Consider the following 21,881-nt stretch of genomic DNA (forward strand, 5'->3'; position numbering starts at 1 on the left):
GCTGATTGCGCGCTCTTTCGAGATATGATCGCTCGGTCCGACCGTTCTAGGCTCATGGTAAGCTTTCAACACTTCCCTCGAGGTGCCTGCGACGACGCGTCATTGCTGCTCGCCAGATTTCTCCGGGAGAGGGACCACGGGACGTTCCAACGGATGTCGGGCAAGCGTGGCGATGATACCCATGTGTGGCTTGAGCAGGGCGATTGGGTGATCGACATAACCGGCGATCAGTTCGGCGATTTCCCGTATGGTCACGCCCATGTTGGCAAGGATCGCTCGTGGCACCAGCCGTTCTCCGGCGAAGATACCGGGCCGGCGGACTATCGTCATCTCGATGGTCCCATAGTTGCCGATCTGAACAAGACTTACTCATGTCTTTCAGACGGTCACTGAGCCGGCCCCTGTAAGCGGCGCGGCCAATCAGCACCTACCGGATGAGAGTGGACACCCACCCGGTAGGTTGATCGTATTCGCCCACTGTTAGACGCTGAGATGCTGGTCGAAGAACGACTGCAGCTTGTCAAACGGGATCACGTCGACCTTATCGTAGAGGTCGGTGTGGTTGGCTCCCGGGATGATCATCAGTTCCTTGGGCTCGGCGGCAGCGGCAAAGGCAGTTTCGCTGAAGTAGCGAGAGTGGGCCTTCTCACCATGAATGAACAGGACTGGGCGCGGGGAAATCTCCGCGATATAGGTCAGGATCGGCATGTTCATGAAAGACAGTGGCGTGGTCTGCGTCCAAGCGTTGCCCGAGTTCACAGCGCGCTTATGATATCCGCGCGGTGTGCTGTAGTAATCATGGTAGTCGATCAAGAACTGGGCTTCGCCACCTTTCAGCACGTTGTATGGTGGCTGATAAGCAGGTGCGCCTTTCTCGGCATCCGCCCAACGCTGCAGGCTAAGCTGCTCCAGCGCCTTGGTGCGCTGTTCAAGCGTCACGCTGTCGTTGTAGCCCTTGGACATCACGCGGGTCATATTGTACATGGTGCTGGCCACCACGGCCTTGACGCGCTTGTCGATGGCTACGGCATTCAATGCCATTCCGCCCCAACCGCAGACGCCGATCACGCCGATACGCTCGCGATCGACTTCCGGGCGAAGACCGATGAAGTCCACGGCGGCGCTGAAGTCTTCGGTGTTGATGTCAGGAGAGGCAACGTTCCGCGGCTCACCGCTGCTTTCTCCGGTGTAAGAGGGGTCGAAAGCAAGCGTCACGAAACCGCGCTCAGCCATAGTCTGTGCGTACAGGCCTGAAGACTGTTCCTTCACGGCTCCGAAGGGGCCGCTTACAACGATTGCGGCAAGTTGGCTGTCGGGACGGTTATTGGGGAGATAGAGATCAGCCGACAAGGTGATGCCGTAGCGGTTCTTGAAGCTAACCTTCTCGTGGTCAACCTTTTCGCTCTTTGGGAAGACCTTGTCCCATTCAGCTTCACCTTGGGCGAACACCGGTGCACCAGCAACCGATGCGACGCCGAGCGCTGCGACTCCAACACCGGCCAGCTTCAGCAGGGTGCGGCGACCTTCGTCTAGCTCTTCGTGATTGACGGTTTCGTTTGGGGTGCTCATCTCGATCTCCAGTTTGGTTTAACGGGAGTTGCGCCTTGCAAGCGCGTTGAATTCAGCCGTCTGAGATGACGGCCACGGCAAAGCCTAGCGAGCAGCCGTGTACTGAGTCTTGCGTGGTGTCCGGTAACGGCCGCTGCGAAGCGTAGACAAGGAGATTGTAGGCCGGAACATACGTGAACGGATAGATAGCCCCGAAATCGAACGTGATCGGAGTAGCCGACCCTGTCTCTCAAAGGGGAAGGCGGAATCGCAGGCCGCGTCTTTGCGAGTGGTCCAAGGTGCTCCCGGGGTTCGTACCGCCAGCATGCAATCGAAGGATTTGACGTGAACAAGGGAGATCCAACCGGTTCAAGCGCAAGCTTGTAGGACCTGCCAAGCCGATGAGGCGAGAAGGGGCTGATGACCGGGTGGAAGTCAGACTGACTGATAGTACTCCGAGGTCGGGAGAGCCGGCCACATGGGGAAGCGGTCAGCGGTAGTTGAAATGTTTTTGGGCAACATGGGCTCCATTCAACGGGAGACACGGCCTTTCATGCAAAGGGAAGATCAGCTGACCATGGAAACGGGACTTGAACATATAGCAGCGAAAGCTCGGTGTGAGCCGAAACTCCGCTTTACGTCGCTTGCCCATCACATCACGCGCGAACGGGTGCAGAGGAATCTGTTGAGGATTCCGCAGCGCTCGGCCGCCGGGGTGGATGGTCAGACGGTGAAGGCGGCGAAGGAGAGCTTTGGAGAATGGATAGAGCCGATGCTCCAATCCATTCACCGCCAGGGATATCGCGCGCCGGCAGTGCGGCGCGTTTACATCCCCAAGCCCGGCAAGACGGAGAAGCGCCCGCTCGGGGTGCCAACTGTTTCGGACCGGGCGCTTCAGCGCAGCACAGCTGCGGTGCTGTCGGCGATCTACGAGCAGGACTTCTTGCCCTGCTCGTTCGGCGGCAGGCCGCATCTTAGCGCTCATCATGCCCTGTCGACCCTCAACGAGGCAATCTGCGGCGGCCGGACGAGCTGGGTGCTGGAGGCGGACTTGAAGGACTATTTTGGGAGTCTGTCGCATGAGTGGCTGCTCCGGTTTGTCGAGCATCGAGTCGGGGATCCGCGCGTGATCAGCTTGATCAGGCGCTGGCTGAAAGCAGGCGTCCTTGAGGACGGGGCTGTCCACCCGAGTGATGAAGGAACTCCTCAAGGAGGGTCGATCAGCGTTTTGCTGAGCAACGTTTATCTCCATTATGTGCTCGACCTCTGGTTCGAGCGCGTGGTGAAGGTCCAGCTCAAGGGCGAAGCCCGGCTGGTGCGTTATATCGACGACTTCGTGATCTGTTTCCAACATCAATCGGATGCGCTCCGCGTCGAGGACGCTCTCCGTCATCGTTTGGGGAAGTTTGGCCTCACTCTTGAGCCGAGCAAGACCAAGTTGGTCGAGTTTGGTCGGTTTGCTCAGAGAGATGCGAGCAAACGCGGCAGAAATCGCCCGGAGACGATCTACTTTCTGGGCATGACGCTGTACTGCTCGCGGAACCAAAAGGGTAACTTCAAGGTCGGGATGCGCACGGAGAAGTCTCGGCTTCGACGTAGTCTCTCGTCTCTGCAGGAGCTGATGCGGCAAGTTCGACATTACGTCATCAGGGACCAGGTCAGCGAAATCAACGCTGCTCTTCGTGGCCACTACGCCTATTATGGCATCGCCGGAAACCTTCGGTCGCTGCTCAAGGTGTATCGGGCCACGGAACGGTACTGGTGCCGAATGTTACGCAGCCGCAGCCGAGATGGTGGCCGCCTCACATGGGACACTTTCAACCAGATCAAAGAACGGAACCCGCTGCTGCGACCCAAGCTGCGGCTTCCTTACGGGAAGCTGCAAGCACTCGCGGTGCTGTGAAGCTGCCGAAGAGCGTAGTGCGGGAAATCCGCACGCTACGTTCTGTGGGAACCGGGGGCGGGTGACTGCCTCCGGTGACCCAGTGAGATGTAATGGACGTCGGTTGCTCGGATTAGACCCGGAGTTTCGCTTGTTATAATGAGAGATTTTCATCAATCGAAGATGAGAAGTGCGAACTGATCGCGCGGCGACTGATCGCAAGGGAGTCGTCCCGAGGCGAGCAATGGGTCGGTCGCATTGCTAGGTATCGAATCTCGATCGGAGCCGGTCAGTTCCGCCACTTCAGAACGGCACTTCATGGACCCAAACCTTCCACCCAGTTAGTGAAAGGTCTTGCGGGCGACAGTATCGTCGCCCGCAAGAGAATTGCCGCGGCGTCCGCTGGGACGCCTTTAGACCGTCATCGCGAGGCCGCCGGCACGAGACCCGACGCCTCGTCTTCTGATGCAGCAGCAGTGCGGAGGCGAATGCCCTTAGTTTCAGGAACGAACTGCACTAGCACCAACCCGACGAGTGCGATTGCGGTCACGTAAAGACCGGGTGCGAGCGCCGAGCCAGTGCTGCTGACCAACCAGGTGGCGATCAATGGCGTGGTGCCGCCGAAGATGGCGACAGCCAGCTGGTAGGCGATCGCATGGCCAGTCGCACGGTAGGAGGTCGGGAAAAACTCGGCTGCCGCTGGAAAGGCTGCACCGTTGTAGATCCCAATACCGATAGCCAGCAGCAACTGACCGATGAACGCGTTTGCGAGATTGCCCGTCGAAGCCAGCATGACCGCGGGGTAGGCGGCCATGAGAATCCATAGGGCTCCAAGCGTGAAAACCTTCTTGCGTCCGATCCGATCGCTCAGGCGGCCTGAAGCTGGAATCATGGCCGAAAGCACCAAGATCGCTGCCGCATTTGTCATCAGGGCATCAGTCGGGTGTAAGTGAGCTTCCTTGACCAGGAATGAATACATGAACCCGAGGAGAAGGTAGGACCCCACGGTTTGTACGGGTTGAACCATCAAGACGTAGAGAATCGGCTTGTATCCGCCGGTACGGGCCATCGAGCGGAAGGTGTTCGTGTCCTTCTTCTCGCGGCGGGCTGCCTTGTATTCCTCTGGATCGTCCAGGCTACGGCGCAACCAGAAGCCGATCACACCGATCAGACCGCCCATGATAAAGGGAATACGCCAAAGCCAATCACCATACATATCCTCGCCCGCCACGAACTGAAGACCGGCCAGCATCAAGGCGACGAGGGCATTCGGGATATGCGCGAAGAACCAAACGATGCCGACCCACCATCCACGGCGGTTGTCAGGAGCCGACTCCAGGATGTAGCTAGTGCTCCCCGTCGTCTCTCCACCGAGTGCGAACCCCTGAGCTAGTCGGCAAAGGACCAGGAGTGCCGGCGCTAAGACGCCGACCGAAGCGTATGTCGGCAACAAGCCGATTACCGCGGTGCCCGCCGCCATGAGCCAAATTGTGATGGCGAGCACCTTCACGCGACCGATGCGGTCAGCTAGGTAACCGAACACCAGACCGCCAACTGGGCGAGCAAAAAACGCGACTGCATACACTGCGAAAGTGCTCAACAAGGCTGCAGTAGGGTCGCTTTTCGGGAAGAAGTGCTGCGATAGAATGGGGACGGAAAATCCGAATACCGCGAAATCGTAGATTTCCCCGAAATTGCCGATCGCACCGGCACCAAGCCGCCGCTTGGATTCATTCTGGCTCATTGATCTCCTCCAATTTGCCCAGACGGGTGCAGCCTCCACTGCAACCGATCCCGTGCAGCCTGGATGGCTGGCACGAGAATCCATGTCTTCATACGAAACCTAGGTAGTTGGGCAAACCCCGCGGCGATCGAGGATATAATCTCAGCCTATAAGTGAATATTGGCCCCATTGATGGTGGCGACGATATACTCAACGCTTCGGGTGGCACGTGCGGCAGCAATGAGGCGCGGGTGCTGAACCTGAGCAAACGCGGCTTCACCTATAGCTTTATGTTATACCGGGCGTCGTCGAGGCACCTCGTTCCAGGTTTCGCGGTCGGAATTTCTGTTAGAAAGATTCCCGAGTGGATTCTGGAAGATAATAATGGAACGCAGATCATCGATAGCCAAAGACCTGCGAGACGCGGGTTTGCGGCCGACTGAACAGCGGATCGCGCTGTATAGGCTTCTTTTCGCGAACGGACATCGCCATGTGACTGTGGAAGACCTTCACGCAGAGGCTGTTGCGGGTGGCGTCACCCTGTCGGTAGCCACAGTCTACAATGCGCTGAACGATTTCACTGATGCTGGATTGATCCGGGTTCTTGCGGTGGAGGGTACACGCACCTGGTTCGATACCAACGCCGCTGACCATCACCACTTCTACGTCGAAGGCAAAGGTGAGATCCACGACATCGACAGCGACAACATATCCCTCTGCAATATCCCCGTGCCTCCAGACGGCTTCGAAATCGCGAACGTCGATGTCGTCATAAGGCTTCGCGCCATCGGCGGCTAATCGCTGGCCTCGAGGAGGTTCTTTCACTCACCAACCACCTAGATTGTTTGGAGCCGAACCTTGAGAGTTCGCGTAAATGTCTTCGTCACGCTTGCTCCCAAGATGGCGGTTGTTTTTGTCGGATTTCTAATCGCAGGCATGGGGATGCCTGTCCTGCCAATTCACGTGAGCAGAGACCTCGGATTTGGCACATTCGTCATTGGTCTGATTACCGGCAGCCAGTTCTTTTCCTCCCTGATAACCAGGCTGTGGGCTGGTGATTTTGCCGACCGCAAAGGCCCCAAGAAGGCGGTGACCGTCGGGCTTGCTCTGGCCGCGATCGCGGGCGCGTTCTACTTTGTATCGTTGCTGGCGGTTGGAAATCCCACGTTGTCCGCGTCGATCCTTGTAGCGGGGCGAGGGGTCCTCGGAGCAGGCGAAAGCCTGATCATCACAGGATCGGTGGCGTGGGGACTGGCCACAGTGGGTCCTCAGCACTCCGGGAAAGTAATAGCTTGGATCGGTACTGCGATGTTCGGAGCCTTGGCCGCGGGAGCGCCCGTCGGCAGCGCCCTATTTGCCCTAGAGGGATTTGCGGCGATCGCCGCTGCGACGATCCTACTGCCGCTGGTAATGGCATTGCTGGTGGCACCCCTTGCACCCGTACCAGGTCGGTCGACGGCCTCCGCATCGAGGCTCAGCGTCATCAAGGCGGTTTGGCTCCCCGGGCTTGGTTCCGCCTTCGCTAGCCTCGGCTACGGAAGTATCTTGGCATTTTCCAGCCTCTTGTTCCTTCATCGCCAGTGGGCCGACGGATGGCTGGCCGTGACCTGTTTCGCCACGGCGTTGGTCGCAAGTCGGATTCTGCTTGGTCACGTCCCCGATCGGCTCGGCGGACCCATAACAGCGCTGGTTTTCGCGATCGTGGAAGCAGTTGGCTTGCTGACCATGGGCTTGGCGAGTTATTCGACGATCGCGCTAGCGGGGGCTGCGTTGGTCGGCTTCGGCTATTCGCTGGTCTTCCCGGGGTTCGGCATAGCGGTCGTACGAGCCGCTCCGCCTGAAAGCCGCGGAATGGCAATGGGGCTATACTCGGCGTGCCTCGACGTCGCGCTTGCAGTCAGCGGCCCAGCACTAGGTCTGGTTGGCGATGCTGCTGGGCTGCCGGCAATATTCGTGGCGTCGGCGGGTCTGGTTTCTCTCTCAACTCTCGTCGCCGTGTCAATTATTCGACGAGCCTAGCTCATCGGCTTCGGGCAAGCCTGGTGACGTTTAACCTTGTGACACTGCTCTACAACGAGGGACAAATGTCTTCTAAACCAAGTTGTTTCAAAACCTATTCCTTTGCCGTGGGGGCCTTCATCGGCATTATGGTCATTGCAGTGCTTTTGGGTCGTGCGCTCGAATGGTACTACAAAGCGGAGTTGTCAGGCTGGGTCCAGGCTGTTGGCGCAATAGCTGCGATTGTGGCCGGCTTTGCCGTGGCAGCTGATCAGCAACAAAGTCAGCAAGTTGCCGCGGCCAACGACTTGAACGAGTTCACACGCGCCACGCACATGTTGGCGCACGCAGCACTTCAGACGGTGAGCGAGCGACTGGACACCGCGTCGACGCCTAGGCACGATAAAAAGGCCTATGCTCTTCAAGGCGACCGAACTACCGAAATGGTAAGGGCGATGTCGGATACAGTTCGGATACCCAGCGAGATTCTACCGTATTTCATTAGGCTCCGAAGCCACGTTTACGCGATAAATAGCCGTATTTCAGAGATCTACGAAGATGAGAAACTCGGCTGTAAAGTTGAACGAGATGCAAAGGTTGCTGAGCGCCCTGGCCTGCTCAAGAGTTCAGTGCGGGTCTATGACGCATCAATCGAGCTTTTTCTCCAATTGCAGGAAGCCATAGCTGAGCGCTTTCCACTCGCAAAACTACAGATTAAGACAGGGCCGAGCCTTGAGGCGTACCCTAGAATTGAGATTTGAGCCGGTCGTTCTCGCACCGAACCCGCCTCAGCGGGTTCCCTTGCGAACCTCGTCTTCCATATCGACACCATTGAGCTTGCCGACCAGATCGCTCAGCATCGGCACGAAGTCATTACCGTGCCCGATCGCCTCGGCGTGTGTGTAGTACTGGACCGCTGCCGAAGCCATAATGCTTGTCACCTTGGAATCGGCCGCCATGTTGTTGACGTAGCGCAGGTCCTTGGCTGCGTAGGAGATCATGAACTTGTGGGCGTCACGGTCGCGCTCCACCACGTACTTCATGAACGTGCCGAAGAACCCACTGTCCATTCTGCTTCCTGTAATGACGTCGCGTATTGCCTGGGGCGTAATGCCGATCTTTGCACCAAGTACAACGGCTTCGGCGTACAGTGCGCCGTAGCTCATGCCGATGAAGTTCATCAGCAATTTCATTTTGTGTCCGTTTCCAACAGCACCCACCCGGATGACGCGGCCGGCCCAGCATTCGATCACAGGCTTCACACGCTCGAAGACCTCGTCGTCGCCAGCGACCATGGCATCAAGAGTGCCTTCCTCGGCCTCCTTAGGCGTTCGCCCTAGTGAGGCGTCGATCAGCGTCGCCCCCGCTACTTCCATTTCCTGTGCAAGCAGGAGGGTGGACGAGGGGTCCGACGTAGAAGTGTCGATCACGATCAGACCGGGACGCGCGCCCGCAATGATGCCGTCGCTGCCTTTGACGACCTTCTCGACCTGTCCCGAATTCTGGAGGCAGATGTGAATAATGTCGCACTTCTCTGCCATGTCCTTGGGGCTCGCAGCGCTTTTCGCACCGATCTCAAGGAGGGTGGGCATCGGGCGCTGGTCCAGGAACCAAAGCTCGTAGCCCTTGCTCCGAATGTTCTTCGCCATCCCGTGGCCCATCATGCCGACGCCGATGAAGCCGATGACCGGTTTGTTACTCATGGATTTCTCCTCTCCTGGAATTCCGTTTTCAGTCTTTGAATGATGCAAGCCAGGCCAGGTCGGGAACCGCACCGTTCGCGGGCAAATACTCGGCACCGATCGGCTGTGCCCAGCCGAGTTCGCGCACGCGTCGAAGCGTGAACGAGTAGTCCAGCTCACCGTGGTCAGGGCTCCCGCGGTCCGGAACCGAGGCGATCTGTACGTGGCCGATATGAGGCAATGCAGCTTCGAAGCGACGCGTGACGTCGCCACCCATGATCTGGACGTGGTAGAAGTCGAACATCAGTTTGAGGTTCGGTTTTGCCACCTCGCGGATGATATCAGCGGCCTGTTCCACGGTGCTTAGGAAATACCCTGGCGCGTTGTAGTGATTGAGGGGCTCGATCAAGATCGTAATGTCCGATCCGGCATTGTCGCATGCATTCACAAGGTTCTCGATGAAGGCCTTGCGTGCTCGCGGGCCGCTCGAGTTGCCTGCCATTACGTGGATTGCTCCAGCCGAAATCTCGGTCGCGTACTGAATAGCTTGGTCGATCGCCGCGCGCGCTTCCTCTTCTCTTCCGGGAAGCGCGGACAAACCGTTCTCGCCAATCGTGACGTTACCACGGACGGTATTCAAACCGAGCATCTTGAGGCCCGTTTCGTCCAACGCCGCTTTTGTTTCCGAAGCGGGGACGGCGTAAGGCCAGTGGCACTCTACTGCATCGAAGCCTGCCTCCTTCGCAGCCTTGATGGCTGCGGGCAGGGGACGGTCGTTCCAAAGGAAGCCTAAGTTAGCTGAGAATTTCACGCTTCCCACTCCACGTTGAAGGTCGTTACGACGTCTAGAATCTCTTCCGCCTTGAGTTGGCGCGGACGGCATCCGCATGTCAGCATGGCGAGGCGGGCTGTTGCCTCCAGCTCTTCGATGGCGTTACACGCGGCCTCCACGTCTTTTCCCGCCACTACGGGCCCATGGTTAGCCAGCATCACCGCAGTTCGCTTGCCGGCCAGCCCGCGGACTGCTTCACCCATCGCCGGATCGCCTGGCCGGAAGAAGGGCAGGAGCTTCACGCGGCCGAGCTGCATGATTGCGTACGGAGTTAACGGAGGAAGAAAGTCGTCCTCGTTGACATCCGGCATCATTGACCAGGCAACCGCGTGGCACGAGTGCAGGTGAACGACAGCACCGGCCTGACTCCTGGTGTCATAGAACGCGCTATGGAGAGGCATCTCTTTGGTCGGCTTGTCACCGCTGACATGCCGGCCCTCGCTGTCGAACCGGCTCAACCGCGAAGGGTCAAGGCGGCCGAAGCTCGTCCCTGTCGGGGACACCAGCAGGCCGCCGTCGGAGGTCCGGGCGGAAACGTTGCCTGTCGACCCGTGCGTCAGGCCGCGGTCGAACAGGGACTTCGCGAGGTCGCAGATCTGTTCACGCAAGCGTGCTTCATCGCTCATGGCTCGAGAACCTCAAAGGCCTTCGAGAAGAATTGCTCGTTGCCAAAATTGCCCGACTTGAGCGTGATTGCGATCCTTGCGTTGTGCGAGGACGCAAAACACCATGGGACGCCCGGGGCGATCTCGGCTCCGATGTTGAGGCGGGTGACGCCCAGTGCCTTCGTCACAGCTCCCGAAGTTTCCCCGCCCGCGACGACAAAGCGGCGGTAACCGCTGTCTCGGGCTTCCTGCGCACAGGCAGCCAACGTGTCTTCAATCAGGGACCCGGCCCGCTCAACGCCGAGACGATCCTGCGCCGCGCGCACGGCGTCGGGCGCGGCCGTTGCGTAGATTAGGGGAGTGGCCGATGAGTCTTGTGAAGCCAGCCAGTTGAGTACCTTATCGTTTCCTGTCTCGGCGATCTCCAAGGGATCAAGTCTGAAGCTTGGTCCGCCCTTTTCCAGAAAATCGGCTACCTGTTTATTCGTCATCGACGAGCAACTGCCGGACAGAACGATGGCTGGGCCGGGATCGTACGAGGGGACATCTGAAGGCGTCGATTTCTCGAGAAGTCCTTGGTTTGCCCATAGCTCGGGTAGGGGCATCGCCACGGCGCTGCCGCCAGTCAGGAGTGTCATGTCCTGGCAGGCTTCCGCAATGACGTCGAGGTCGTCGTTGGCGACAGCATCGACCACGACATGGGCGACGCCGTTCGCGGCTAGCTCGGCCAACCGTTCTCCAAGCGCTGCAGCGCCTTTTGCAACAGTCAGCCGGTTGGCAAGTCCGACCGGCTTTGTGACCTGGGGAGCGAGCAGACGCGTGAGATTGGAGTCTCGCATCGGCGTGAGCGGATGATCCTTCATCGGGCTCTCTGACAGCGGTTGTTCACCGACAAAGAGATTGCCCATGAAGATCGCGCGGCCGTTCTCTGGGAAGGCCGGGCAATAGATGGTCTGATTGACGCCGAGTGTCGCCATCAGGTTCTCTGCTACAGGACCGATATTGCCCTTGGCCGTGGAATCGAAGGTGGAGCAATACTTCCAGAAGAACCGCTGAGCACCCGCGGCTTTCAGCCATTCGAGAGCCGCTTGGGTTTCCTGAACGGCTTCTTGCACCGGGCTTGTTCGGCACTTTAGAGCGATAATTTCCAACGGTGCTGTATTCTGCGGCGGCTCCGTCGGAACTCCCATACGCAGGGAGACGGGGACGCCCGATCTAGCGAGCAGCCCAGCCAAATCAGTTGCACCGGTGAAGTCGTCGGCGATTGCGCCAAAGAACGTTGCCATTTGTCTATTCCTACCGGATTTGGATCACGATCCGGACTTAACGCCAGGCAGTTCGATCCCTGCGTTTCGTGCGTAAATCTTTGCTACCGCAGCGTCGTCTTCGCGGCCGAGGCCCATTCCGGAGGCCGCGACGAACTGCTGTAGGGCTGCTGCCGTAAGAGGTGCGGAGAATTTCGAGGCGCGAGCCACGTCGAGCACAATTCCGAGGTCCTTGGGCCAGATGTCGATGGCTGAATGAGGCGTGTAGTCACCTGCAGCCACGTGCGGTGCGCGATTTTCGAGCATCCAGCTCGTCCCGGCGCACTGAGGGATAACCTTGAGGAAGGTCTCGGGATCGATGCCCTGGGTAATGCCGAAGGTAATGGCCTCAGCCATTGCCGCGATATGTGTCCCGGCAAGCATCTGGTTAACGGCCTTGATTGCCGAGCCAGCGCCGGCGGCGTCGCCAAGTTCAAAAACCTTCTCAGCCATGGCGTCCAGGGCCGGCCGGGCGCGAGAGAACGCCTCGGGTGTGCCGGAAGCCATTATTGAAAGCTTGCCGTTGGCGGCCTTTACCGATCCACCGGAGATCGGAGCGTCCAGGAAATGGATGCCCAAGGCAGAACAGCGTTCTGCGGCCTTGCGCGCATACTCGGGAGCGACCGTTACGCACATGGTGACCACTGCACCTGGGGATAGCTTCGAAACGATCCCGTCCTTACCGAAGAGCACTTCCTCGGTTTGCGCGGAGTTCAGGACCACGACCACGACAGCATCGAGTTCGCGAGCTGCAGCCCCAAGCTCGGTCGTCGAGCCGCCATTGGCGTGAAGTCGCTTCACCGCCTCATGGTTCACGTCCGCGCCGAAGACCTCATGACCAGCGCGAACGAGGGAGGAAGCCATTCCGTACCCCATCGATCCCAGTCCAAAAACGCCAACTTTCATTTTACTGCTCCATACGTTCCAACGATCAGGTGTTGGATCCAAAGATTGCGTTGATCACCGCGTCGGTAACTTCCCGCGTTGTCGCGGTACCGCCGACGTCGGGCGTGGAAATTCCTGCCGAACACACGGTTTCGATCGCCTTCATCAAGCGGATTGAGGCATCCGTTTCACCGAGGTGGTCGAGCATTTGACATGCTGTCCAAAAGGCCGCGACGGGATTGGCGATGCCTTTGCCCGTAATGTCGAATGCCGATCCGTGGATGGGTTCGAACATCGAAGGAAAGCGTCGTTCGGGGTCGATATTCGCCGTCGGGGCTACGCCAAGGCTTCCGGCGAGCGCGCCCGCCAGATCTGACAGAATGTCTGCGTGCAGGTTGGTTGCTACGACGGTATCCAGGGTTTCCGGGTGAAGCGTCATCCGGACAGTCATGTGTTGGTTTCCACGCGGAACTGAGCCGGTTTTTCCACCAAGAAGTGAGCCACCTCTAAGTATGGTTTTCTGATCAGGATTTGGTCAAGGGATTGGCTTTTTCTCCTTTCTTCTGTGCTGCGGCAGCCGAGCTGGCTTTGAAGCGGAAGCTGTCGTTACCGGTTTCCAGGATATGGCAACGGTGGGTCAAACGATCGAGCAGAGCGGTCGTCATCTTGGCGTCGCCGAAGACGGTTGCCCACTCGCTGAAGCTGAGGTTGGTGGTAATCACGACGCTGGTCCGCTCGTAGAGCTTGCTTAACAGGTGGAAGAGTAGTGCTCCGCCTGAGGCGCTGAACGGCAGGTATCCCAACTCGTCCAGGATGAGCAGATCGAGGCGGACCAAGGTCTCCGCGATCTGGCCCGCCTTGCCTTTAGCCTTCTCCTGCTCGAGAGCATTGACCAGTTCGATGGTCGAGAAGAAGCGGACCTTTCGGCGATGATGCTCGATGGCTTGGATTCCAAGAGCGGTCGCGACATGCGTTTTTCCAGTGCCAGGGCCACCGATAAGGACAACGTTCTGCGCCCCATCCATGAACTCGCATCGGTGCAGTTGGCGCACGGTGGCCTCGTTGATCTCGCTGGCGGCGAAGTCGTATCCGGAGATGTCTTTGTAGGCTGGGAAGCGAGCAGCCTTCATGTGATAGGCAATCGAGCGGACCTCACGCTCGGCCATCTCGGCTTTCAGCAACTGGGACAAGATTGGCACGGCCGCATCGAAGGCGGGAGCACCTTGCTCGATCAGGTCCGTGACGGCCTGGGCCATGCCATACATCTTCAGGCTACGCAGCATGATGACGACGGCAGCACTTGCGGGGTCATGACGCATGACGACCTCCTACGATCCGGACCCGCAAGCCATCGTAGCGTTCTACATTGGCCTTGGGTTCGCGCAGCAGGGTCAGTGCCTGTGGCGTATCGATGTCGGGACCGTCGGTCGTCTTGCCATCAATCAGCCGATGCAGCAGGTTCAACACATGCGTTTTGGTCGCCACGCCTTGATCCAGAGCCAGTTCCACGGCCCTGACGACGACCTGTTCGTCGTGATGAAGCACCAGAGCGAGGATGTCGGCCATCTCACGATCACCGCCGGGGCGGCGAAGCATCTGATCTTGCAACTGTCTGAAGGCCAGCGGCAATTCCAGGAAGGGCGCACCATTGCGCAAGGCACCGGGTTTGCGCTGGATGACGGCAAGGTAATGTCGCCAGTCGTAAATCGTTCGTGGCGGCTTATCGTGGCTCCGCTCAATGACCCGCTCATGCTCGCATAGGATATTGCCCTCGGCCGCAACGACCAGTCTCTCGGGATAAATGCGCAGGCTGACAGGCCGGTTCGCAAACGATGCTGGCACACTGTAACGATTGCGCTCGAAGGTGATCAGGCATGTCGGTGAGACGCGCTTGCTCTGCTCAACGAAGCCGTCAAATGCGGGTGGCAGTGCCATTAATGCTGCCCGCTCATCAGCCCAAACATCTGCGATTGTGCCGGGCAAGGTGCCATGCGCCGTCTCCCGCCACAGGTCCTGGCAATGCTGTTCCAGCCAAGCATTCAATACCGCCAAATCCGGGAAGTCAGGCATCTGTTGCCACAGTCGTGGGCGAGCATCCTGGACGTTCTTCTCGACCTGCCCCTTCTCCCAGCCGGCAGAGGGATTGCAGAACTCTGGCGCAAAGACGTAGTGGTTCGTCATCGCGAGGAAACGGATGTTGACCTGCCGCTCTTTGCCGCGACCGACACGATCGACCGCCGTCTTCATGTTATCGTAGATGCCGCGACCAGGTACGCCGCCGAACACACGGAAGCCGTGCCAGTGGGCGTCGAAGAGCATCTCGTGCGTTTGCAGCAGGTAGGCCCTGACCAGAAAGGCCCGACTGTGCGACAACTTGATATGTGCGACCTGAAGCTTCGTGCGCTCGCCGCCGATCACGGCATAGTCCTCACTCCAATCGAACTGGAATGCCTCGCCTGGGCGGAAAGACAGCGGAACGAATATGCCGCGGCCCGCTGTCAGCTGCTCAGCCCGCCAGTCGCGGGCGAACGCGGCGACCCGACCATAGGAGCCGGTAAAGCCGAGAACCACCAGATCCGCATGAAGCTGCTTCAGCGTTCGGCGCTGCTTGCGCGACCTCCCGGCCTCGGTCTTCAGCCAGCCAGCAAGTTTGTCGGCAAAAGGATCGAGCTTGCTCGGACGTTCCGGTACCGTGAACGTCGGCTCGATCGTACCAGCGCTCAAATACTTCGCGATCGTGTTGCGTGACAGCCCAGTGCGCCGGCTGATCTCGCGGATCGACTGCTTCTCGCGCAGCGCCATCCGACGGATGATGTTTAAAAGTCCCATGTGGATCACTCCGTGGCCCCCGTCGCTCACCGCGTTGGGGGGAAGGTTCACATGGCTCAATTCTCAATGGAAATTATGCGCCTAACCGGCTCAGTTCTGCGTGGAAACCAACAGCGGCCTTTTGCCTCCAGCGCAGTCGCACGTCAGGTCGGCTTTCGGCGAGCACTGAACGAAGCTCTCGTACCTGTTAACGAGGACTGGGTCATAGAAACGGATTTTGATCTGGAGGCGGGCGCTCGGGCCGCTTCGCTGCTCGCGGGGCTCAAGCAACGGCCAACGGCGATATTCGCGGTTAACGACAATATCGCCATTGGTGCGATTTCAAAGCTATCGTCCCTCGGTATCAATGCACCAGATGATATTTCCGTTGTAGGGTACAACGACATTCCAGTTGTGCGGCATCTTCCGACACCACTAACGACGGTGAGGGTGCCCTTTGACCAGATCGCCATGGCCGCAATCGAACTTCTGAATTCCCCTGGGAGCGATGGCGATTTTGAGGTGCGAATTGCCACACCGACACTTATTCCACGTCGATCAACATCTCGATACAAGGGCTAGACCAGAGTGGGACGCAATCCGACGCAAGTTAAAAGGATGGAAGCGGGGCGAGGGGTTCTGTATCCAGGCGGGCGACAATGCCCTTTAGTTCGGTGCTTGGCGCGGGATATAGCTCCATCACCAGAGGGTCATGCCCGGGTATAACGCGATCCCAAGAACCTCCCGACAACCGGTTTAAGATGCGATAGGCTTCCATCATTTCGTCGACTCGATAGATGGACGGGAAGACGGTGCCCTTCACCATATTGCAGTAAAGGTGCGAAGCATCGGACGCTAATACGACCCATCCACGCTGGGTCCAAACCCGAACAACTTGAAGGCCGCCTGTATGCCCTCCCACTTTGTGCACCGAGAGGCCGTCCGCTATCTCGACGGTTTCGTTGTGAAACGTGACTTTGTTGCCGTAAACGCACCGAATAAGATGGGTCACGTCATCGACTTCATATCCTCTGCGGAGTAGGTTCGAACACATACAGCGCCCCGTTGCGTAGGACATTTCAGTGTCCTGGACATGGAACTGTGCACGCGGATATCGATCCAGCATACCCGCATGGTCGTAATGGACGTGGGTAAGAATGATGTCCTCGACCTTTGACGCGTCGAGACCCAGCAACTCCAACGTGTCGGCTGGTACGCGGTAGTATGTTTCGCCGCGACGGAGTGCCGTCTCCTCTGACATGCCGGTGTCAATCATGAACACTCGATCGGAACGCCTCGCTATCCAGAAATAGTAATCAAGTGCGGAGTGGGGCTCGTTCACCTTGCCGCCGAGTTCGTTTTGGTTCCGCGACCTGGGGCCGTTGTAAGCATAGCGGACAGCGAATAGTTCGAACGGAATCATCAGTATCCTCCCAGAGTCAGACCGTCGCCGCAGTCTAGACTAGTGCCCGTCCATAAACGGTAAACTGCTGAAATTATTGTAGGAATCGCGATATCTCCGCGGGCAAAGCCCGGCGGTTTCAGGTATACTTTAGATCAAGCGACTGATTCTAAAGACAAACCCGTAACCGCCGGAGCCGACAATGCGCCAAGAACGCACCGTCCAATCCAGTATATTCGATCTTTTTGCCGGGCACGAGATCGGCCGTGAATTGAAGGCGATGTCGCAATGGCTGGATGAGCATCGCGATCTGCTCGGGCTGGTGACGCGGGACCTGCGCCGGCATGGTCTCAAGGAGACCGGTCGCGAGGGGCTGCCGGCCGAGGCTGTGCTGCGCTGCGCGCTGCTCAAGCAGCATCGCCAGCTGAGTTATCAGGAACTGGCCTTCCATCTCGAAGACTCCGCCTCGTTCCGGGCCTTTGCCCGGCTGCCGTGGGGATGGAACCCGAAGAAGTCGGTCTTGCACAAGACGATCAGCGCGATCCGGGCGCAAACCTTTGAAGAGATCAACCGGGTGCTGCTGGCGAGCGCCAAGCGGGAGAAGCTGGAAAATGGCAAGGTCGTGCGTGTGGACAGCACCGTCACCGCGGCACTGATCCATGAGCCGAGCGACAGCAGCCTGTTATGGGACGCCGTGCGGGTGATGGTGCGACTGTTGCAGCAGGCCGAGGCACTGGGTAGCGCCATTCCATGGCACGACCATCGCCGCGCGGCAAAGAAGCGGGCTCGGGCGATCGAATATACCCGCGGCCGTCCCAAACGGGTGAAGCACTACCGCGCACTGCTCAAGATCACGCGCACGACCTTGAGTTATCTGCAGCAGGCGAGCGAACAGTTGCCCCAGACGGCGGGCCCGGCCGGCGAACTGTGGCAGGCCCAGCTCCGCCACTACCGGCCACTGATCGCACGGATCCTCGCCCAGACCGAACGGCGGGTCCTGGCCGGGCAGCCGGTCCCGGCCGGCGAGAAGCTGGTGAGCCTGTTCGAGCCGCATGCCGACATCATCGTCAAGGGCAGCCGCGACGTCGACTACGGCCACAAACTCAATCTGACGACCGGCAGAAGCGGACTGGTCCTCGACCTCGTCGTCGAAACCGGCAACCCGGCCGACAGCGAGCGCTTGCTGCCGATGCTGGAACGCCACATCGCCTTTTATGGCCAGGCGCCGCGTCAGTCGGCAGCCGACGGCGGCTATGCCAGCCGCGCCAATCTGCGCGGAGCCAAAGCCTGCGGCGTCCGCGACATGGCCTTCCACAAGAAGTCCGGCCTCCGCATCGAAGACATGGTCACAAGCCGCTGGGTCTATCGCAGGCTGCGCAACTTCCGCGCCGGCATCGAGGCCGGCATCTCTTGTCTGAAACGCGCTTATGGCTTGGGGCGCTGCACCTGGCGCGGCCTCGACCACTTTAAGGCTTATGTCTGGTCCTCGGTGGTCGCTTACAATCTCGCCCTCTTCGCCCGCCTCAGGCCGACCTGACACCCCTCATCCGGCAGCGTTCAGAGCACACCCGGCGAGCGGTGGCCGATACCTCATGACCCCATTGCCACCAGATCGCGCTTCGCGCCATAACCTGCAGGGTTCTGTGCCATCACCCGTCCCAACAAACATCCTTCAGTGGACAAGCAACCTTGAAAACCCCAGAAAAACAGGCGTTTATGGACGGGCACTAGACTAGTGCCCATCCACAAACGGTAAACCGCTGAAATTATTGTATGAATCGCGATATTGCCGCGGGCAAAGCCCGGCGGTTTCAGGTATACTTTAGATCAAGCGACTGATTCTAAAGACAAACCCGTAACCGCCGGAGCCGACAATGCGCCAAGAACGCACCGTCCAATCCAGTATATTCGATCTTTTTGCCGGGCACGAGATCGGCCGTGAATTGAAGGCGATGTCGCAATGGCTGGATGAGCATCGCGATCTGCTCGGGCTGGTGACGCGGGACCTGCGCCGGCATGGTCTCAAGGAGACCGGTCGCGAGGGGCTGCCGGCCGAGGCTGTGCTGCGCTGCGCGCTGCTCAAGCAGCATCGCCAGCTGAGTTATCAGGAACTGGCCTTCCATCTCGAAGACTCCGCCTCGTTCCGGGCCTTTGCCCGGCTGCCGTGGGGATGGAACCCGAAGAAGTCGGTCTTGCACAAGACGATCAGCGCGATCCGGGCGCAAACCTTTGAAGAGATCAACCGGGTGCTGCTGGCGAGCGCCAAGCGGGAGAAGCTGGAAAATGGCAAGGTCGTGCGTGTGGACAGCACCGTCACCGCGGCACTGATCCATGAGCCGAGCGACAGCAGCCTGTTATGGGACGCCGTGCGGGTGATGGTGCGACTGTTGCAGCAGGCCGAGGCACTGGGTAGCGCCATTCCATGGCACGACCATCGCCGCGCGGCAAAGAAGCGGGCTCGGGCGATCGAATATACCCGCGGCCGTCCCAAACGGGTGAAGCACTACCGCGCACTGCTCAAGATCACGCGCACGACCTTGAGTTATCTGCAGCAGGCGAGCGAACAGTTGCCCCAGACGGCGGGCCCGGCCGGCGAACTGTGGCAGGCCCAGCTCCGCCACTACCGGCCACTGATCGCACGGATCCTCGCCCAGACCGAACGGCGGGTCCTGGCCGGGCAGCCGGTCCCGGCCGGCGAGAAGCTGGTGAGCCTGTTCGAGCCGCATGCCGACATCATCGTCAAGGGCAGCCGCGACGTCGACTACGGCCACAAACTCAATCTGACGACCGGCAGAAGCGGACTGGTCCTCGACCTCGTCGTCGAAACCGGCAACCCGGCCGACAGCGAGCGCTTGCTGCCGATGCTGGAACGCCACATCGCCTTTTATGGCCAGGCGCCGCGTCAGTCGGCAGCCGACGGCGGCTATGCCAGCCGCGCCAATCTGCGCGGAGCCAAAGCCTGCGGCGTCCGCGACATGGCCTTCCACAAGAAGTCCGGCCTCCGCATCGAAGACATGGTCACAAGCCGCTGGGTCTATCGCAGGCTGCGCAACTTCCGCGCCGGCATCGAGGCCGGCATCTCTTGTCTGAAACGCGCTTATGGCTTGGGGCGCTGCACCTGGCGCGGCCTCGACCACTTTAAGGCTTATGTCTGGTCCTCGGTGGTCGCTTACAATCTCGCCCTCTTCGCCCGCCTCAGGCCGACCTGACGCTCCTGATCCGGTAGCGTTCAGAGCAAGCCCGGCGAGCGTCGGCCGATACCCCATGACCCCATTGCCGCCAGATCGCTCTTCGGGCCATAACCTGCGCGGTCTTGTGCCATCACGCGTCCCAAGAAACGATGTCAGCCGGCAAACAACCTTTCAAAACCGCAGAAAAACAGCCGTTTATGGACGGGCACTAGACTAGATAGAGATCGTGGAGCGGAGGATTGGCGTGCGGCTGCTGTCCCCTATAGCAACAAGTTATACCATCGAATGAAAAGTGCTTTTACGAGAGCCACAGTCGCCTTCCCCGCTGGTTGAATCGCGAGATGTGGGCACGACTTCCTCCCGTGTGGCATCGCACGTCCCAACGTCCATTTATGAGAATTTCTCATAACGTCAAACGGTGACCCGCCACTAATCGGGTCGCATTGGCGCTGTTACCGTTGCAGCGTCTTGGCCCGGATACTTCGGAGAAGGCCGCATTAAACACAGCTTAGCCGACGGGAGGACCGGCATAGGCGAATAGGATTGTGCTATGTTTCGCAAATACTACGGTAGTTTTGGTTTCGTGCTAACCGCTGGTTTCGCCGTCCTCAGCGGTGGGTATTTTTACAGCCAAGGGCTCGGTCAGTCGAAAACAGCTTTAGCCGCTGCAAATACGGTTACCTTCCCGCCCTTGGATCAGCTCGTTCACTATACAACGGTTCGTCGAGGTGTGACCCGAGAACATATGCTCACCACACCTCAAGCCCTTAGAGCGATCAAGGCGGGAGAGCCCGTCGCGGTCGGAACACACGTCGTCTTGGTGGACTACCAAAGCGACGTTCTGCATCGCTATCTCGTCGCCCAGAAAGTAGGCGAGGGCTCCTCGGACCAGACGCTTGGCGTTTGGACAAAGCTGACATTCAACTACAGCTTCGAATTCTGGGATTTCACCGCGTCGGTCGCGCCGTTTTTTGGGCATTGGCTTTCGGTGTTCCTAATGCCAGCGATACTGACCCACGTGTTCCTGGTGATGTGGCGGCGAAAGGCCCGGCGCAGTAGGCTCGACCGGGCAATCCGCGGGGGCGAAGTGAGGAAAGGCTAGCTTCGATGTCTTAGAGCTTCGAGCAGGGCCGCGAATGCGGGCGAAGACTGACGTCGGCTTGGATAATAAAGATAGTAGCCGTCCCATGGCGGGGAGAATTCTTGGAGTACGTGCTGCAATCGCCCGTCCTCGACATACGGCTTGGCGATCTCGAGCGGGATGTAGGACAGTCCGAACCCGTCGAGCGTGGCCTCGAGCGCGTTGAACGTATTGTTGAACACAAGTTGTCCGTCAACTCGTATCCTGATTTCCTGTCCCTTCTCCTCGAATTCCCAAACGTAAAGTCCTCCCGAACTCGGAAGCCTGAAGTTAATACAGGTATGAGCGACGAGATCCTTAGGGTGAGCGGGCACGCCGTGCTCGGCAAAGTACGAGGGGCACCCGACAACGGCCAAGCTGAAGTCCGGCCCGATCCGGGCTGAAATCATGTCCTTGGCAAGGTGCTCGCCCATACGCACGCCGGCGTCGTAACGCTCGGTAACGATATCCGTCAGGCCGTTGTCGAGGATGAGTTCGACTGTGATGTCGGGGTATTGTGGGAGAAATTTTCGGAGCTTCGGCCAGAGGACATGGCTGATCGCGTAGTCTGCGGCAGATATGCGGATTGTTCCCGCAGGCTTATCCTTGAGTGCACTCAAGGCTTCGATATGAGCGCTTATCTCGTCGATATGGGGTCCGATCCCGTCGAGCAACCGCTCCCCAGCCGCAGTCAAGGAAACCGCACGAGTGGTTCGTGTCAGGAGGCGGACACCGAGTCTAGCTTCCAATTGTCGAATGGTGTGACTCAGTGCGGACTGCGAAACGCCCATCTTGGCGGCGGCGCGCGTGAAGCTGCATTCGCGCGCGACCTCGGTGAAGGCAGTCAGATCGTTGATAGACTCGCGGGCCACTAATGAATCCTTCTCATGTCGAGGAATAA

General features: G+C 59.0%; 20 protein-coding genes and 1 pseudogene. 8 read left to right on the forward strand and 13 right to left on the reverse strand.

From position 1 onward, the window contains the following. Window positions 1–99 precede the first annotated feature (99 nt). Both WGT02_RS28130 and WGT02_RS28135 read right to left on the reverse strand, forming a co-directional pair. A complete protein-coding gene (locus tag WGT02_RS28130) occupies window positions 100–330 on the reverse strand; it encodes a hypothetical protein (protein WP_208247722.1) in 231 nt (76 codons plus the stop codon). 150 nt (window positions 331–480) lie between these two features. Further along, window positions 481–1,569, reverse strand: coding sequence for an alpha/beta hydrolase (locus WGT02_RS28135; RefSeq protein WP_208247724.1), 1,089 nt, complete (start codon window positions 1,567–1,569; stop codon window positions 481–483). 532 nt (window positions 1,570–2,101) lie between these two features. Between WGT02_RS28135 and ltrA the strand changes: the two genes are divergently transcribed. Beyond that, entirely contained in the window at window positions 2,102–3,451 is a 1,350-nt protein-coding gene (gene ltrA / locus WGT02_RS28140; protein WP_341353377.1) for a group II intron reverse transcriptase/maturase, read from the forward strand. A gap of 400 nt (window positions 3,452–3,851) precedes the next feature. On the opposite strand, the gene WGT02_RS28145 is transcribed toward ltrA, so the two are convergent. Then, on the reverse strand, window positions 3,852–5,174 hold the full coding sequence (locus WGT02_RS28145) for an MFS transporter (RefSeq protein WP_024318294.1): 1,323 nt from the start codon (window positions 5,172–5,174) through the stop codon (window positions 3,852–3,854). Window positions 5,175–5,537: 363 nt separating this feature from the next. Between WGT02_RS28145 and irrA the strand changes: the two genes are divergently transcribed. The 3 genes from irrA (at window position 5,538) to WGT02_RS28160 (ending at window position 7,912) form a co-directional block, all read left to right on the forward strand. Continuing rightward, window positions 5,538–5,951, forward strand: a complete 414-nt coding sequence (irrA, locus tag WGT02_RS28150) for an iron response transcriptional regulator IrrA (protein ID WP_024318293.1) — start codon at window positions 5,538–5,540, stop codon at window positions 5,949–5,951. 60 nt (window positions 5,952–6,011) lie between these two features. Next, the gene (locus WGT02_RS28155) at window positions 6,012–7,172 is read left to right on the forward strand and encodes an arabinose transporter (RefSeq protein ID WP_208247726.1); all 1,161 of its coding nucleotides are present in this window, start codon (window positions 6,012–6,014) and stop codon (window positions 7,170–7,172) included. A 65-nt stretch (window positions 7,173–7,237) separates the two neighbouring features. Then, complete coding sequence (locus tag WGT02_RS28160; protein ID WP_208247728.1) at window positions 7,238–7,912, forward strand: hypothetical protein; 675 nt, start codon at window positions 7,238–7,240, stop codon at window positions 7,910–7,912. A 27-nt stretch (window positions 7,913–7,939) separates the two neighbouring features. Here WGT02_RS28160 and WGT02_RS28165 read toward each other — a convergent pair whose 3' ends face one another. The 8 genes and pseudogenes from WGT02_RS28165 to istA all read right to left on the reverse strand — a co-directional run bounded on the left by WGT02_RS28165 (window position 7,940) and on the right by istA (window position 15,288). Next, on the reverse strand, window positions 7,940–8,854 hold the full coding sequence (locus WGT02_RS28165) for an NAD(P)-dependent oxidoreductase (protein WP_024318290.1): 915 nt from the start codon (window positions 8,852–8,854) through the stop codon (window positions 7,940–7,942). A 28-nt stretch (window positions 8,855–8,882) separates the two neighbouring features. After that, window positions 8,883–9,653 (reverse strand): hydroxypyruvate isomerase family protein, encoded by a 771-nt coding sequence (locus tag WGT02_RS28170; protein WP_029710429.1) that lies wholly within the window; start codon window positions 9,651–9,653, stop codon window positions 8,883–8,885. Then, window positions 9,641–10,291 carry an aldolase gene (locus tag WGT02_RS28175; RefSeq protein ID WP_208247730.1) on the reverse strand — a complete coding sequence of 217 codons (651 nt, stop codon included), beginning with the start codon at window positions 10,289–10,291 and terminating at the stop codon, window positions 9,641–9,643. Before WGT02_RS28175 ends, WGT02_RS28170 begins: the two co-directional genes overlap by 13 nt. After that, entirely contained in the window at window positions 10,288–11,556 is a 1,269-nt protein-coding gene (gene otnK / locus WGT02_RS28180; RefSeq protein ID WP_208247731.1) for a 3-oxo-tetronate kinase, read from the reverse strand. Before otnK ends, WGT02_RS28175 begins: the two co-directional genes overlap by 4 nt. 24 nt (window positions 11,557–11,580) lie before the next feature. After that, on the reverse strand, window positions 11,581–12,480 hold the full coding sequence (gene ltnD / locus WGT02_RS28185; protein WP_024318286.1) for an L-threonate dehydrogenase: 900 nt from the start codon (window positions 12,478–12,480) through the stop codon (window positions 11,581–11,583). A 25-nt stretch (window positions 12,481–12,505) separates the two neighbouring features. Further along, window positions 12,506–12,910: pseudogene (locus tag WGT02_RS28190) on the reverse strand (isocitrate/isopropylmalate family dehydrogenase); the annotation flags it as partial. 73 nt (window positions 12,911–12,983) lie between these two features. Then, on the reverse strand, window positions 12,984–13,778 hold the full coding sequence (istB, locus tag WGT02_RS28195) for an IS21-like element helper ATPase IstB (RefSeq protein WP_208245060.1): 795 nt from the start codon (window positions 13,776–13,778) through the stop codon (window positions 12,984–12,986). Then, window positions 13,768–15,288, reverse strand: a complete 1,521-nt coding sequence (gene istA, locus WGT02_RS28200; RefSeq protein ID WP_208180357.1) for an IS21 family transposase — start codon at window positions 15,286–15,288, stop codon at window positions 13,768–13,770. Before istA ends, istB begins: the two co-directional genes overlap by 11 nt. A 51-nt stretch (window positions 15,289–15,339) precedes the next feature. Between istA and WGT02_RS28205 the strand changes: the two genes are divergently transcribed. Next, window positions 15,340–15,849 (forward strand): substrate-binding domain-containing protein, encoded by a 510-nt coding sequence (locus tag WGT02_RS28205; RefSeq protein ID WP_208247733.1) that lies wholly within the window; start codon window positions 15,340–15,342, stop codon window positions 15,847–15,849. A gap of 28 nt (window positions 15,850–15,877) precedes the next feature. Here the strand turns inward: WGT02_RS28205 and WGT02_RS28210 are convergent, their stop codons facing one another. Further along, window positions 15,878–16,690 carry an N-acyl homoserine lactonase family protein gene (locus tag WGT02_RS28210; RefSeq protein ID WP_208247735.1) on the reverse strand — a complete coding sequence of 271 codons (813 nt, stop codon included), beginning with the start codon at window positions 16,688–16,690 and terminating at the stop codon, window positions 15,878–15,880. 181 nt (window positions 16,691–16,871) lie between these two features. Between WGT02_RS28210 and WGT02_RS28215 the strand changes: the two genes are divergently transcribed. The 3 genes from WGT02_RS28215 to WGT02_RS28225 all read left to right on the forward strand — a co-directional run bounded on the left by WGT02_RS28215 (window position 16,872) and on the right by WGT02_RS28225 (window position 20,962). Beyond that, complete coding sequence (locus tag WGT02_RS28215) at window positions 16,872–18,206, forward strand: ISNCY family transposase (protein ID WP_208246032.1); 1,335 nt, start codon at window positions 16,872–16,874, stop codon at window positions 18,204–18,206. Between the two features lie 337 nt (window positions 18,207–18,543). Next, window positions 18,544–19,878, forward strand: coding sequence for an ISNCY family transposase (locus WGT02_RS28220; RefSeq protein WP_208246032.1), 1,335 nt, complete (start codon window positions 18,544–18,546; stop codon window positions 19,876–19,878). 532 nt (window positions 19,879–20,410) lie between these two features. Beyond that, window positions 20,411–20,962, forward strand: a complete 552-nt coding sequence (locus WGT02_RS28225; RefSeq protein WP_225040069.1) for a hypothetical protein — start codon at window positions 20,411–20,413, stop codon at window positions 20,960–20,962. Here the strand turns inward: WGT02_RS28225 and WGT02_RS28230 are convergent. Then, a complete protein-coding gene (locus tag WGT02_RS28230) occupies window positions 20,959–21,852 on the reverse strand; it encodes a LysR family transcriptional regulator (RefSeq protein WP_208247737.1) in 894 nt (297 codons plus the stop codon). The genes WGT02_RS28225 and WGT02_RS28230 overlap by 4 nt on opposite strands. Between the last annotated feature and the right edge of the window lie 29 nt (window positions 21,853–21,881).

The organism is Rhizobium sp. T1470 (genome assembly GCF_042140505.1).
In the GTDB taxonomy this organism is placed as follows: domain Bacteria; phylum Pseudomonadota; class Alphaproteobacteria; order Rhizobiales; family Rhizobiaceae; genus Rhizobium; species Rhizobium favelukesii.